15 protein-coding genes are annotated in these 12,961 nt (G+C 63.9%); 2 read left to right on the top strand and 13 right to left on the bottom strand.

Annotated elements, in window-relative coordinates:
• The first annotated feature begins 567 nt into the window (after nt 1-567).
• A complete protein-coding gene (locus GGD66_RS32220) occupies nt 568-1,146 on the top strand; it encodes a MarR family winged helix-turn-helix transcriptional regulator (RefSeq protein ID WP_018318472.1) in 579 nt (192 codons plus the stop codon).
• A 14-nt stretch (nt 1,147-1,160) separates the two neighbouring features.
• Here the strand turns inward: GGD66_RS32220 and GGD66_RS32215 are convergent, their stop codons facing one another.
• On the bottom strand, nt 1,161-2,123 hold the full coding sequence (locus tag GGD66_RS32215) for a hypothetical protein (protein WP_183260467.1): 963 nt from the start codon (nt 2,121-2,123) through the stop codon (nt 1,161-1,163).
• A gap of 820 nt (nt 2,124-2,943) precedes the next feature.
• Between GGD66_RS32215 and GGD66_RS32210 the strand changes: the two genes are divergently transcribed.
• Nucleotides 2,944-3,714, top strand: coding sequence for a response regulator transcription factor (locus GGD66_RS32210; protein ID WP_183236956.1), 771 nt, complete (start codon nt 2,944-2,946; stop codon nt 3,712-3,714).
• A 366-nt stretch (nt 3,715-4,080) separates the two neighbouring features.
• Here the strand turns inward: GGD66_RS32210 and GGD66_RS32205 are convergent, their stop codons facing one another.
• The 12 genes from GGD66_RS32205 to flgK all read right to left on the bottom strand — a co-directional run bounded on the left by GGD66_RS32205 (nt 4,081) and on the right by flgK (nt 12,931).
• Nucleotides 4,081-4,539 carry a hypothetical protein gene (locus tag GGD66_RS32205; protein ID WP_018318468.1) on the bottom strand — a complete coding sequence of 153 codons (459 nt, stop codon included), beginning with the start codon at nt 4,537-4,539 and terminating at the stop codon, nt 4,081-4,083.
• The gene (locus GGD66_RS32200) at nt 4,536-5,048 is read right to left on the bottom strand and encodes a flagellar biosynthesis protein FlgN (protein WP_183260464.1); all 513 of its coding nucleotides are present in this window, start codon (nt 5,046-5,048) and stop codon (nt 4,536-4,538) included. Before GGD66_RS32200 ends, GGD66_RS32205 begins: the two co-directional genes overlap by 4 nt.
• 42 nt (nt 5,049-5,090) lie before the next feature.
• Nucleotides 5,091-5,561, bottom strand: a complete 471-nt coding sequence (locus GGD66_RS32195; RefSeq protein ID WP_177236980.1) for a rod-binding protein — start codon at nt 5,559-5,561, stop codon at nt 5,091-5,093.
• On the bottom strand, nt 5,558-5,977 hold the full coding sequence (locus GGD66_RS32190; protein WP_026202023.1) for a hypothetical protein: 420 nt from the start codon (nt 5,975-5,977) through the stop codon (nt 5,558-5,560). Before GGD66_RS32190 ends, GGD66_RS32195 begins: the two co-directional genes overlap by 4 nt.
• A gap of 7 nt (nt 5,978-5,984) precedes the next feature.
• Complete coding sequence (gene fliR, locus GGD66_RS32185) at nt 5,985-6,737, bottom strand: flagellar biosynthesis protein FliR (protein WP_018318464.1); 753 nt, start codon at nt 6,735-6,737, stop codon at nt 5,985-5,987.
• Nucleotides 6,734-8,815, bottom strand: coding sequence for a flagellar biosynthesis protein FlhA (gene flhA / locus GGD66_RS32180; protein WP_018318463.1), 2,082 nt, complete (start codon nt 8,813-8,815; stop codon nt 6,734-6,736). The genes fliR and flhA overlap by 4 nt, the downstream gene beginning before the upstream one ends.
• 77 nt (nt 8,816-8,892) lie before the next feature.
• Nucleotides 8,893-9,159, bottom strand: a complete 267-nt coding sequence (gene fliQ / locus GGD66_RS32175; RefSeq protein ID WP_018318462.1) for a flagellar biosynthesis protein FliQ — start codon at nt 9,157-9,159, stop codon at nt 8,893-8,895.
• Entirely contained in the window at nt 9,156-9,578 is a 423-nt protein-coding gene (flgD, locus tag GGD66_RS32170; RefSeq protein WP_018318461.1) for a flagellar hook assembly protein FlgD, read from the bottom strand. Before flgD ends, fliQ begins: the two co-directional genes overlap by 4 nt.
• Before the next feature lie 14 nt (nt 9,579-9,592).
• Complete coding sequence (gene flbT, locus GGD66_RS32165) at nt 9,593-10,003, bottom strand: flagellar biosynthesis repressor FlbT (protein ID WP_183260463.1); 411 nt, start codon at nt 10,001-10,003, stop codon at nt 9,593-9,595.
• On the bottom strand, nt 10,003-10,347 hold the full coding sequence (gene flaF, locus GGD66_RS32160) for a flagellar biosynthesis regulator FlaF (RefSeq protein ID WP_028145728.1): 345 nt from the start codon (nt 10,345-10,347) through the stop codon (nt 10,003-10,005). Before flaF ends, flbT begins: the two co-directional genes overlap by 1 nt.
• Nucleotides 10,348-10,402: 55 nt before the next feature.
• Nucleotides 10,403-11,449, bottom strand: coding sequence for a flagellar hook-associated family protein (locus tag GGD66_RS32155; RefSeq protein ID WP_179739221.1), 1,047 nt, complete (start codon nt 11,447-11,449; stop codon nt 10,403-10,405).
• 3 nt (nt 11,450-11,452) lie between these two features.
• A complete protein-coding gene (flgK, locus tag GGD66_RS32150; protein WP_183260461.1) occupies nt 11,453-12,931 on the bottom strand; it encodes a flagellar hook-associated protein FlgK in 1,479 nt (492 codons plus the stop codon).
• Nucleotides 12,932-12,961 lie beyond the last annotated feature (30 nt).

Raw genomic sequence — 12,961 nt, 5'->3', positions numbered from 1 at the left:
AGCCTGCGAGCACGCGCGCTTTCAGGCCAGACCGTGCCAGGCGACCGTGGCTGCCAATGCTGCACGACGTTGAATGGGGCGAGTCCAAACGACACTCTGACATTCCCATCGCTCGTGCGCCGGACTTAACCGTCTAGCTGCACTGCATCGCAACATCCATTAACCGAAAAAGACGGTTCTCTCACGGCTGCCCGCACCGCCAATTGCTGCGGCTGATGCGCATGTGCGCGCATTCGACGCGCTCACTCGCAACAAATGGACACCGCAGCGGCAATAATGACACATCATGTTGCTCGCGCATCGGCACATCACCGTCAATCACGTGCGAGCCGTCGTCATTTGATTGAAATTTTCAGCGGACTTGAGCCGTGCGATTTACTCGAACTTTCTTTGTGACGCCCTAGTTCCACGGCCGGAAGTTCCATCTCTGCAGAGAGAGCTTCTTCCCCACGCGCGGTCCGCCGTCCGGCAACGGACGAAGGGTCACGCGAGGACTTCATTCTCGTCCACACAGATTGCGCACCCCAAGGCTCAATTGAATAAAGCTTTATCCGATCTGGAATTGAAATGAATTTGGCTCGCGAATCGATTGAACTGTTGGAGCAAGTCGCACGAATCCTGTGGTTCGAAGGCACCAAGCACGGCCTGCGCGACCGCGAGTGGATGGCGCTGCGCTTCCTCTCCCGCGCCAACCGTTTTTCCCGGACGCCTTCGGCGCTCGCAAGTTACGTCGGCACCACGCGCGGCACTGCCTCGTTCATCATCGGGGAGCTCGAGCGGCTGGGTTACATCGAGCGAAAACGCTCGGCCACCGACAAGCGCTCGGTGATGCTGAGCGTGACGCAGCAGGGCAAGAAGTTCCTGGTGCGCGACCCCGTCAGCGTTCTGATCGATGCGATTGCCGTCCTCGACGACGAGGTCAAGATCCGTTTCCGCGACACGTTCCGGCACGTGCTGGATCAGTCGGACGCGGCCGAGCAGCGGCACCACACCGACGTCTGCAAGCGATGCATCTTCCTCCGCGAGGAGCGCACCACCACCGACAGCAAGGCAGCGGCCGAGTTCAGCTGCCGCCTGTTTCGCTCGCCGATCGCGGAGGCGGAGGTCGATCTGCTATGCACCAGCTTCGAGCATCACCGCCAATAGAGGACAGCCCTCGATCAGGGCGTCGCCTTGCGTGACGAATAGATGACACCGCCGCTCGCCTCCACCACCAGGCGCCCGTTCTCGCTCCTGATCTCCTCGATGCGGCCAAGGCCGGGCACCTGCTGTCCCAGCACCGCCTCGATGACGCCGTTCGGACCCTGCAGGATCGCAATGCCTTCATAGGCCTGGCGGACCGACCAGCCCTTGATCACCTTCCGCGGCGCCGGCGCGCGCTCCGACGGAGACACCGAGCCCGTGAACTCCGGTGCTGCGGCCGAGGCCAGCATCGATCCTTGCTGTGGCGAGGGCTGCGATTGCACCATGGCCGGCGCCGGAGCCGGAGCCGGCGTCTGAACCTGCGCTTGAGCGAGCTTGTCGAGCTTCACCGTCGAGGACGAACTCACCCGCTCGATACGGTCCAAATTCTCGGCGAACCTGCCGAAACGGTCATTGGTCGCCTTGCTCGATTGATCCACCGCGGTGCGCAGGCCGTCGAGATTTTCCGACACGCCCGACACCTGCTTGCGCAGATGCGCGACGGTCTCGCGCAGATTCCTGATCTCCGTATTGGCTGCAACGTTGTTCTGGGCGGGCTGCGTGGTGAGATAGGCGATCACGCCGGTGCAGGCGCAGACCACCAACATGGCGGCGACCGCCAATGTTGCGAGCGGCGCAACCCATGTCGGACGGGGCGGCGGGGGCTTGGCGACGATCACGGCCGGCTTGATCACTGTCGGCGCGGGCTTGGGGATCGCCATCTTGTCGAGACGCGCCTTGGCGCGAATACGTTTCAGCCCTTCGAGTGCCTCCTTCGCGAGAGCTTCATCGCTTGCCGCGGCCGATGCCCGCTTTGCGCCCGCAGCGGGCCTGGGCGCTCGCGCCATATCGTCCTTCGTATCGCGTGCTTCGGGAGTCGGCTTCGTCGTCGCGGAAACATCAGCGGTCGCGTTGGGACGAGCTTGTCCATCGGACAACATGTGAAAATGCTCCGTTCGGTTCGATCTGTCGAACGGTGACGTTATTTGCCGAAGCTTGCCTGAAACGTGCGCATCGAAAACTTTTCCATCGCGCGCGATGCGACGTCACATGAGTCAATCGCGTCATGCACGTGGCGAGAGTGCGACTCGAAAGACACACACTCGCCAAGATTTCGCCAAGCTGGAGTCTTGCCGCCACACGTGAGTCGAATTGTCGCACGGGGAAACACGTCCATGAGAGTCAATCCCGGGTTGAAAACCCCTCGATATGCCTCATCCCCCACACCACCTAAAATAGCTGTGATTGTACGGGGATGCGGAACCTTAGACCCATCACGATGCAGAACTAGTTTAGTTTCCAAATCAACTGATGCGTTTGAATATATCAAGAAACAACCCGAAACAAACCAACAGCATCAAGCACACGTAGCAATCGCTTTGTTACGCACGCTTGATCGGAAATCGGCAATTGTTACGGTCCTACTCAAGTGATTCTCGCCAGTTGGCGAGGAGATCGACACAGATTCAGTGGCGTTCGGACGCGATGAGCAACTTGGCGCAACTGTTCTAGGTCGTTTCTCAATCCGCCCCGCGAGGTGATCCGTAAGACACCCGCCGGGCCTCACGCAGTAAGCGTTCAGTATCGAGTTGAAGTAACAGGCCTGCGAGACGCAGGCACTGAATGCGTAGGGCTGCCCGCGAATATCGAAACCATAACAACGGTTCGCGGGAAGGAATGTCGTCAAACAGCATCGTTGCCGAGCCGGGCATCACAACAACCAACCGGCCGCGACAGGTGCGAAACAGGGGCGAAAGACTGATGTATATTATCGTTGATGATCGCGAGAGCGTCGCGAACAGCTATGTCGGAGGGCTCGTTCGCGAAGGCGTATCGTCGATCGGCTTCTCCTCCGGAGAATTCTGGGACTGGCTGCAATCCGCCAGTGAATCGGATCTGGCGGCGGTGGACGCCTTCCTCCTCGGGGATTGCGATGCCCGCGGAAGCCTGCCGCGGGCGATGCGCAAGCGTTCCTCGGCTCCCATCATCGCCATGAGCGGCCAGAAGATGCTCAAGAACACGCTGGAGCTGTTCGAGTCGGGCGTCGACGACGTCGTGCACGTGCCGATCCACCTGCGCGAGATCCTGGCCCGAACGGCCGCGATCGCGCGCCGCCGGGTGGGCGAGCTGCCGAGGCCCTGCGAGAGCAGGATCCAGGTCTTCTTCAACGGCCGTGACCCCGAGATCGCGGGCCACGCCCTCACCCTGCCCCGCCGCGAACTGCGCATTCTCGAGTATATGGTCAGCAATCACGGCAAGTGGATCACCAAGACGCAGATCTTCAACGCGGTCTACGGCATCTTCGAGTCCACCTTCGACGAGAGCGTGATCGAGAGCCACGTCAGCAAGCTGCGCAAGAAGCTCCGCGACCGCCTCGGCTTCGATGCGATCGTGGCCCGGCGTTACGTCGGCTACCGCCTCGACATCCCCGCCGGCGAGACCCTCGACGTGCCGATGCAGGAGCTCGACGAGGTCGGCATCATCCTGAACAGGGCGCATGCCGTCCCGGCCGCCTATCCGGTCAACAACTGACACGGCACAAGCCTGCGGGCGAAACCAACAACGGCCTCTGCGAAGCACCTTCGCAGAGGCCGTTGCACGTTCGGGGGCGGGAGACGGACGGGATGAGCCCTACGAGTGCCCCGATGGAGCTGCGTTCCCCTACCCCTGGTGAGCAGGGCAATCGCATATGGGCGCGATTTCGCCTGTGGCCATCCTTCGAGACGCCCGCCGTTGGCGGGCCCTCAGGATGAGGACCGAGAGCGTTGCGCCAGTTTTGACGAGTGTCGATGCCCGCTTAGCCTCATCCTGAGGAGACCGCGAAGCGGTCATCTCGAAGGACGAGGCGCGCGCTCAGCTCGCGCAAAGCGCCAAATGCGATAGCCCCTGCATCACGTTCTACGGCTTCTGCTGAAATTCTTCCTTGGAGACGTAATTGAAATCCTCGACCAGGACGTCCTGGACGACGTCAGCCTGCATCCGCTCGTTGACGCGCTGCTTGATGGCGGCCGTCAGGATGGAGAGGTCGTAGCGGGCGAGCTTCCTGAAGTCGAGACGGTCGTCGGCATAGATCCTGCGAAAGGCCTCGTCGACGACGAACGGCTCCGGCGGAACGTTGAGCTGGTGCATCGTCCGCGCCTCCACGGTGTAGACGAAGCGCGCGACGATATAGCCCTGCACATTGCCGTTCTCGACCATGGGCACGCTCAATGCCCGGGTCTTCTGGTATTGCAGGCCGTCGAGATATTCGTCCTTCGCCGGCAGCAGGCTGCCGTTCTCCTTCCAATAGGCCACGCCATAGCTCGTGCCCGCGGTGAGGATGCATACCCAGAGCCCGGCCAGCACCAGTCTGATCATTTTCCGTCCTGTGCTGCGCGGCCGGTATAGGTGCCGTCCGACTCGGCCTCCTTGATCGCCTTGACGATGATGCCCGCGACCTCGCGCACCGCGTCGTAGTGCATTTCGAGGATCGAGCGATTCCGCTCGAGCTTCTCGCGCAGCCGCCGAATTTCCTCGGTGACCTCGACGTCGCCGCCGAGATGCATCCGCGCCCGCATCAGGCGGACGAATTCGAGCATGCTCCGGCTCTTCCGCGCGCTGAAGTCGTCGAAATCGATCTTCTGACGCGTCGTGAGCGCGACCGTCTCCTCCTCGACGATGCTCTCGAGCCGGCGGATCGCTGCCAGCAGGCCGCGCACTTCATCCGATCTCGCCGCATCCGCGCCGTCGACCCCGGCCTCGCCGCTCATGATCGGCAGCAGCACCGGCAGCAGCGCATCGGCTTCTGCTGCTTCCGTCGTCATCACCCCGGTATCCACGACCGGCTGCTCGATCACCATGGCCGCCGCGCTGTCTTGTGCCTGCATAGGAAATTCACCCTTCAACTTCTGTCACCCGTTCGCGGATCTTCATCCGGCCTTGCCGGCACCGTTCGGCCCCGCTGGATTGGCGGCGGCCAGCTGCTTGGCGATGCCAATGCCGTTGCCCTTAGCCAGCTGGCTGCCGAGTTGCTCCGCCAGCATCGACTTCCAGACGCCGCCGGCCGTGCCCTTGCCAAAGACCTGCTCGGATTCCTTCGGCAGCATCGTCTCGACGAAGGTCTGGAGGATGAAAGCTTCGAACTTCCGGTACACCTCGCCGGATGCCGGCGCCTTGATCATCCGCACCGGCGCCCCGTTCACCACATCCGACTGCGCCTCGGAAACCTTCGTCGCGGTCTGCTCGGCAGCCGCCTTGCCGGCCTCCGCGTCCATCGTGGCGGCGAAGTCGGCATCGGAGGACTTCAGCGCATCGAGTTTCGCGGTCGCCGCGCGCTGGGTCACGGGATCGGCGGCCTCGAGGACGTCGAGAACGAGGTCGGGCGTCGCGGTCACGATCATGGCTTGTTCCGATTGGCTGGCCGTGGCGTCCACGCGCGCACGGCTGGGCTTATTCCCGTCATCTCCTCGAGCGAGCGCTTCTCGGCGTCACGGAGCTTGTCGGCCAGCGCCGCCTTCGCGACCTGCTCGAGCTGCTTCACGCGGCGGCTCTCGGCGCGGACCTGGTCGAGCTGCTGCGCGGCCTGCGTCTGGATCGCGCGCGCACCGACGCTCGTCCTGTTCAAGCGCCGCGCGATCGAATCGCTCGACGATCCCGCCGGCGGCTTCCCTTCATTCAGGGCTCCCACCAGCCATTCCTGCTCGTCCCGCAGGCTTCTCTCCTGCTGCCGCAGCTGCGCGAGCTGCCATTCGGACAGCCGGAGCTGGAGCTTCACCAGCGAAACCATCCGGCCGAGCTTGTCCGCGCGCGACGTCATCACAGCATCACTCCGCCAGCCAGGACGAGAGGCCGAGCATGAATTGCGTCAGCAGCTCGTCGCTCGTGAGGTAGAGCAGCAGGAAGCCGCCGAACAGCACGAAGGGCACGGAGATGAAATAGACCGGAATCGCCGGCGTCAGCTTGTTGATCAGGCTGACCGCCAGGTTGACGATCACCGAATAGACGATGAACGGGCTGGCGATCCGCAGCGTCAGCACGAATGCTTCCGACAGGCGGCCGACGAGCAGGTCGAGCGCCATGCCGCCGCCGAGCCTGTCGCCGGGACGCCAGACGTCGTAGGAATTCATCAGCCCGCGCAGGACCTGCCAATGCTGGTCGGTCATGAAGAACAGCGTGGTGACCGACACCATGATCAGCGGCACCAGCGCCGGCGCCGGATCGCTGTCGGCAACCGGCGTTCCCGGGATGTTGCTGAGCCCGATCGCGCTCGCCATCACGGTCGCCATGGTCTGGAGCGCGAGGAAGAACACCCGCCCGCCGAGCCCGATGACGCTGCCGACCACGAGCTCGGAGCAGATCAGGAGCGCCAGCGTCAGCGGCGCGGCGTTGTCCGTGAGCGGCTTCAGCACCGCGATCAGGATCGGCGTCAGCGCGAAGGTCGTGACGAGCGCGACGAACAGGCGGACCTGGGCCGGAACGTTGACGCTGGAAAAGCCGGGCACCAGCATCAGGCAGGCGCCGATGCGGCAGAACACGATGAACGTCACCAGTACGCTGTCGGCAAGGCCGCTGATCACGACACGGCTCCGAGCGCCCTGATCTCGGCGCTGCGCGCGACTTCGACATGCGACAGGATCGGCAAGGTCGGGAACACCCGCTCCAGGATCATCCGGACATAGGGCCGGGCTTCCGGCGTCACCGCCAGCACGACGCTGGTGCCGTTCTCGGTGAACTTGCGGATCGCGGCGCTGGCCTCGGTCGCGAACTGCTCGATCAGGCGCGGATCGGCGTCGAACTCGACGACGTCGCCCTTGGCGTCGCGCTTCAGGCTCTGGTGAAAGGCGAGGTCCCAGCGGTTGCCTAGACGGACGACGTTGAGCACGCCGTTGTCGGAGAGATCGCCGCAGATCTGCTGGGCAAGCCGGGTCCGCACGTGCTCTGCGACCTGCTCGGAGCGCCGCACATGAGGTGCGATCTCGGCGATCGCCTCGAGGATGAGGTGAAGATTGCGGATGGAGACGCGCTCGGCCAGCAGGATCTTCAGGATCGCCAGCAGGCCGGAATAGGAGATCTGCGACGGGCAGAGATCCTCGACGAGGCGCTTGTACTCGGGATCGAGCCGGTCGAGCAGCGCGCGCATGTCCTTGTAGGACAAGAGCTGGGCGAGGTTCGCCCGGATCACCTCGCTCAAATGCGTGAGCAGCACCGACAGATTGTCGACCGGCTTGCAGCCCTGCCGCTTGACTTCGTCCGTGAAGGCTTCCGTCACCCACAGCGCCTTCATGCCGAAAGCGGGTTCGACCACCTCTTCGCCGGGCACGTCGGGCTTGCCGTCCTTGTCGACCAGCACCAGTACCTCGCCGAGCCTGAGCTCGCCATGGGCGACGCGGGTGTCGTGGATCCGGATCTGGTAGCCCTTGGGGTCGATCGACAGATTGTCGCTGAGCTTGATCTCGGGAATGACGAAGCCGTACTGTTTGGCGAACTTCTTGCGGATCTTGGCCACGCGGTGGGCCAGCTCGGTGCGCGAGCCCAGCAGATGGACCGAAAGATGGCCGCCGAGCGCCAGCTCGATCTCGGCGGTCTTGAGCTGGTCTTTGACGGATTCCTTGGCCTCGGCCTGGGCGCGCTCGTCGGCCTTGCGCGCGTCCTCCTTCTGCTTCAAGGCCGCCTGCTGCTTCGGCAGCGAGTAGCCGACGAAGGCCATGACGCCGCCGAGCAGCACGAAGGGCGCCAACGGCAGCCCCGGCATCAAGGCGAGCACGAACATCATCAGCGCGGCGGCCGAGACCGCGCGGGGATAGCCGCCGAGCTGGCGCAGCACGGCCTGCTCGGCCGATCCTCTCGTGCCGCCCTTGGAGACCAAGAGGCCGGCCGACAGCGACACGATGAGCGCCGGCATCTGCGACACCAGACCGTCGCCGACGGAGAGCTTCGTGTAGACGTCGGCGGCGCGCGACAGCGTCAGGCCGTGATGGGTGACGCCGATGATGATGCCGCCGAAAATGTTGATCGCGGTGATGATCAGGCCGGCGATGGCATCGCCTCGAACGAATTTCGAGGCACCGTCCATGGCACCGAAGAACGCGCTCTCTTCTTCGAGCTCGCGGCGCCGGCGCTGGGCTTCCTTGTCGTCGATCAGGCCCGCCGACAGATCGGCGTCGATCGCCATCTGCTTGCCGGGGATGGCGTCGAGGGTGAAACGGGCGCCGACTTCGGCGATACGCGTCGCACCCTTGGTGATCACGACGAAATTCACCGTGACCAGGATGGCGAAGATGATCAGGCCGATGACGAAGTCGCCGCCCATGACGAACTTGGAGAAGCCTGCGACGACGTGGCCGGCGGCCTGCTCGCCCTCCCCGCCGCGCGACAGGATCAGGCGGGTGGTCGCGACGTTCAGCGCCAGCCGCAGGATGGTCGCGATCAGCAGCACGGTCGGGAAGGCCGAGAAATCGAGCGGTCGCTGGATCCACAGCGCGACCATCAGGATCAGCGCCGACAGCGCGATCGAGAACGCAAGGCCGAGATCGATCAGGATCGGCGGGATCGGCAGGAACAGGATCGTGAGCATGGCCACGATACCGCCGGCGAAAAAGGCGTCGGCCCCCAATCGTCGTGGGGTCGGCAGGCTAGCAGCTAACGTATCGGCCATGGGTCACCGGCAGAGGGTCCACCCCTAATCTGCCCGGCAAAGCTTACGCGGGGATGGTGGCAGATCGCCGGCGCGGATCAGAAGCCGCGCTCGATCCGCGAATAGACCATCTCGGTGAAGGTGGACAGATGCGCGCCGATGAAGGAGCCGGAGACGGCAACGACCAGGAGAATGACGATGATCTTCGGAACGAAGGTCAGCGTCACCTCCTGGATCTGGGTCAGGGCCTGGATCAGCGCAATGATGGTGCCGACCAGCATGGCCGCGCCGACCGCGGGCCCGGAGGCGACGATGATGGTCCAGATTGCAGCCTGGACGATGTCGAGAGCGTCGCGTTCGTTCATGACTGGCTGATCGTGAGTCCCGGCCCGACCGCGACCTTGGTGCCGTTCTCGAGGGTCGCGATGGAGCCGTCGGCGTTGATGGAGACCGAGACGACCTTGCCGCTGAAGCTGGCGCCGGTGGCGTCGGTGAAGCTGACGGTCTTGCCGATCAGGCCGTTGGCCTGCGACAACGACTGCGAGGACAGCAGCGCATCCAGCTTCGAATTGGTCTGCATGGCCTGCTCGACCGTCGAGAGCTGCGCGAACTGGCTCATATATTGCGAGGTATCCATCGGATTGGTCGGATCCTGGTTCTTCATCTCGGCGACGAGAAGCTGAAGAAACGTGTTGTAGTCGACGCTGTTGCTCGAGGTCGAATTGGTGGAGCCGGTCGAACTGGACGACTTGCTCGTGCTGTCGGTCGCGCTGTTGACGTTCATGTAGCTCTCCGCTGTCAGGCAGCCTGGAATGGGGACTCGGTGATGGCGCCGGCCAAGATGGCCTGCTCCACCGGGAACAGGGCCCGGATCCGCTTCAGAGCCTCGAAGTAGCGGGTCGCCTCGACCAGCTCGTCGACCGCGCCCAGTCCTTCCAGCATCTCGCGGCTCTCGCACACGGCGCACAGGGCCGCGTGATGCTGTGCGTAGAGCGCCGCGGCGTCGCGGATGTCGGTCGGGTTCATCAGCATGAGCTGGACGATGAAGTAGAGCTGCCGCAGCGCCGTGGTGGCGTCGGACGCCTGCATGACCTGCCCTTCGAGCAGGAACATCACGTCGTTGACGAGCTCGACGGAGACCTTGCGGTCCACGCGCAGCACCGCGCCGTTGATGTAGATCCGTTCGCCCGCCCGCAATGAGATCTTCATCAAAGAGCGTCTCGGATCAGGCGGTTGATTTCGATGAGCTGCATCACGTCGTTCGACCTCTCCTCGCGAAGCCGATCGGCCTCCTTGACGACCCACAGGCCGATCGAGATGATGTCGGCGCGCAGCTTGTCCGGGAGCCCGTTCTCCGGATGCGAGAGATCCTCGATGAAGATCGTCCACAGCCGCCGCACATAGAGCAGGCTCTCGACCAGATCCTCGAGGCGGAACACGCCTCGCTGAATCCGCTCGAGCCGGTCGATGCCGAGGCTGAGCGCCTGCCGCTCGCGGCCCCGCGCCTCGTAGCCGCTCTCGTCGACGACCGATTCATAGGCTTCAAACGTCATCAGCATCACTCTGCGCAGGAGACCGGTTAACAAGACGAGGTTGCGAGCCTCGGCTCTAGAGATAGTTGATGAGGCTGATCTGCTGGAGCTGCGAGGTCAGCGCGAGCGCCGTCTTGATCTGGGTCTGCAGGGTGTTGACGCGGACCGAGGCCTCGGTCGGGTCGACCGCCTCCAGCTTGACGATCTGGTCGTTGAGGATGTCCTTCTGGATCTTCAGCTTCTCGGTCGCGCCGGTGACCCGCTGCTGGATCGAGCCGACGGTACCGCCGAGCACGGCGAGATCGTTGATCGCGCCGCTGACCAGACTGATGGCCTTGTCGACGACGACCTGAAACGTGTCCTTGCTCAGGCTCGTGTTCCCGAGATCAGTGAGCATGGTGTAGGCCTCGGCCAGCTTGCGGAAGCCGGGCTGGTTGGCGCTGACCGAGCTGTCGACGACCTCGGTCGTGGAGATACGGCTCGACAGCGTCTGGTCCGTGGCCGACGACCAATTGGCGTTCCAGGCCGGGCTGGCGAACTCGGGGTCGAGGGTGTTGTCGAGGAAATTCTGCATCTGCGCCGGCGTGATGGTGCTCACACCGGCCGCAGCCTGCGAGAAGCCGAACGTCGCCAGGAAATCCGCATCGACCTGGTTCTTGCTGGCCGAGCCGGCCGTGTAGTTCGTGATGGGCACGGTCTGCGTATCGATTCCGCCGAACAGATACGACCCGTTGTAGGAAACGTTGAGCGCGCCGATGACGTCCTGAAGGTTCGCTGACGCGCTCGGCAGGATGATCTTCGCGCCGCTGTCGGCGTCGCGGGCCGCGATCAGGTTCTTGAGGAATTCCGACGCGGTCTTGCCGAGCTGCGTGATCCGGTTCTGGGTCACGTCGAGGCGCCCCGAAACCAGCTCGTTGGTGTCGACGAGCTGGTCGGCGAAGTTGAAATCGGCGCGCAGCGCCACGTCGCGGCCCGTTCCCGTGCCGAGCTCGAGGCCGACATCGGCGAAACGCCCGGTGGTCGCCTCCTTCGAGGCCTTGGTCAGCGCGCTCTGGTTGTTCGTGATCGACGACCTCAACGATGAAGACAGCATCAGGGTCGAGATGTAGTTCGCGCTCATCATGACTTAATTCCCCACGGCAGCCAGCAGGCTCTGCAGCATCTCATCGACGGTGGAAATGATCTTCGACGACGCCGAATAGGTGCGCTCGACCTGGAGCATCAACGCCATCTCGTCGTCCATGTTGACGCCGCTGACGTTGGACAGCGCCGCGGTGCTGCGATCGAGCAGCGTATTCTGATACTGGACGTTGTCGTCGGCGGTCTTGCGCTGGCTTTCGATCCAGCTCGCCGAGGACGACGCGAACTCGATCACGCTGCCGCTCGGCTTGCCCTGGGCCGTGGCATCGAACGGTTGCGGCGCTTCCATCTTGTTGATGAGCTGCTGCAGCCGCGCAGAGAAGCCGGCATTGCCGGTCGTGTTGTAATTATAGGCGGCAACGCCGCTGATCGCGCCGTCGCGCAGCAGGTTCGGGTTTCCGCCCACGGCCGGATCGACCGAGGCGGCAACCGAGATCCTCCCGGCGAGGCCCACCGAGATCGTGGCGCTCGCGGGCATCGCGGGCGCGCCGGGATAAGTGAACAGGCCGGGCCGGTCCGCCAGCGTCGGGACAGCCGACTGGTCGCTTTCCTTGAAGGCCTCGATCAGGCCGCGCGCGATTTCGTCGAGCTGGCTCTGATACGTGACCGTGTCCTTGTCGCGCAGCTGGGCCAGGCCGGCGAGCTTGCCGGACTTGAGCGGCATGACGGAATTGGCACCGGTCACGGGAACGCCGTCGATGAAGACGGCATTGCCCGTGGTGCCGGCGGTATAGGCGTTGGTCGGCGCAAAGCTCACGGCCCGCGCCGTCTTGTCGAACAGCACGACGCCGCTGTCGGTATAGAGCGCGGCATCTCCATTGGTCCGGATCGACATCGAGACGCCGACCTCCTGCGACAGCCTGGAGACGATGCTGTCGCGCTGGTCGAGATAGTCGGTGACGTCGTCGCCGGAGATCGTGCCCTTCACGATGGCGGTGTTGACGGTCTGGAACTGGGACAGCAGCTGGTTGATGTTGGCGACCGAATTCGCCATGTCGGCGTCGGCCCCCTCGCGGACCGACTGCACCGTCCTTGTGGCCTGGTTGAGCCCGGTCACCATGTCCTTGGCGGACGTCACGGCGGCCTGCGCCAGGGTCGCATTGTCGGTGGAGTTGGCGAATTGCTGCAGCGCCTGCTTCAGCTCGTTGAGCTGGGCGGTCGGTGACTGCTCGAGCTCGGGATCGTCCACCGTCGCGGCCGCGATCTTCTGCAGGCCGTCATAGATCACGTTCTGCTTGGCCGACGACGAGGTCGCGGTCAGCACGTTCGAATAAAGGCCCGAACTGGCCGCGCGCTGGATCGCCGCGACATAGACGCCGGTGCCGGGTAGGTTGTCCAGCACGGCGATCTTGCGCGAATAGCCGGTGGCGCTGGCGCCGGCGATGTTGCGCGAGATCGTCGACGACTGGATGCCCGACGCCATGAGCGAGGCGCGAGCGGAGTCGAGGGCGGCGGTAAGGGACATGATCTGCTCTTGCCGAGGGTGAGCGCTGGA

The sequence above is a fragment of the Bradyrhizobium sp. CIR48 genome, from assembly GCF_014198315.1.
Taxonomy (GTDB): domain Bacteria; phylum Pseudomonadota; class Alphaproteobacteria; order Rhizobiales; family Xanthobacteraceae; genus Bradyrhizobium.
Note: the sequence above shows the minus strand (reverse complement) of the source record. Positions and strands in the feature narration are given on the sequence as shown.

Bases quoted from the DNA above. Each gene is read 5' to 3' on its own strand.
- GGD66_RS32220 (WP_018318472.1), top strand. From the start codon at position 568: ATGAATTTGGCTCGCGAATCGATTGAACTGTTGGAGCAAGTCGCACGA.
- GGD66_RS32215 (WP_183260467.1), bottom strand. From the start codon at position 2,123: ATGTTGTCCGATGGACAAGCTCGTCCCAACGCGACCGCTGATGTTTCC.
- GGD66_RS32210 (WP_183236956.1), top strand. From the start codon at position 2,944: ATGTATATTATCGTTGATGATCGCGAGAGCGTCGCGAACAGCTATGTC.
- GGD66_RS32205 (WP_018318468.1), bottom strand. From the start codon at position 4,539: ATGATCAGACTGGTGCTGGCCGGGCTCTGGGTATGCATCCTCACCGCG.
- GGD66_RS32200 (WP_183260464.1), bottom strand. From the start codon at position 5,048: ATGCAGGCACAAGACAGCGCGGCGGCCATGGTGATCGAGCAGCCGGTC.
- GGD66_RS32195 (WP_177236980.1), bottom strand. From the start codon at position 5,561: ATGATCGTGACCGCGACGCCCGACCTCGTTCTCGACGTCCTCGAGGCC.
- GGD66_RS32190 (WP_026202023.1), bottom strand. From the start codon at position 5,977: ATGACGTCGCGCGCGGACAAGCTCGGCCGGATGGTTTCGCTGGTGAAG.
- flhA (WP_018318463.1), bottom strand. From the start codon at position 8,815: ATGGCCGATACGTTAGCTGCTAGCCTGCCGACCCCACGACGATTGGGG.
- fliQ (WP_018318462.1), bottom strand. From the start codon at position 9,159: ATGAACGAACGCGACGCTCTCGACATCGTCCAGGCTGCAATCTGGACC.
- flgD (WP_018318461.1), bottom strand. From the start codon at position 9,578: ATGAACGTCAACAGCGCGACCGACAGCACGAGCAAGTCGTCCAGTTCG.
- flbT (WP_183260463.1), bottom strand. From the start codon at position 10,003: ATGAAGATCTCATTGCGGGCGGGCGAACGGATCTACATCAACGGCGCG.
- flaF (WP_028145728.1), bottom strand. From the start codon at position 10,347: ATGACGTTTGAAGCCTATGAATCGGTCGTCGACGAGAGCGGCTACGAG.
- GGD66_RS32155 (WP_179739221.1), bottom strand. From the start codon at position 11,449: ATGATGAGCGCGAACTACATCTCGACCCTGATGCTGTCTTCATCGTTG.
- flgK (WP_183260461.1), bottom strand. From the start codon at position 12,931: ATGTCCCTTACCGCCGCCCTCGACTCCGCTCGCGCCTCGCTCATGGCG.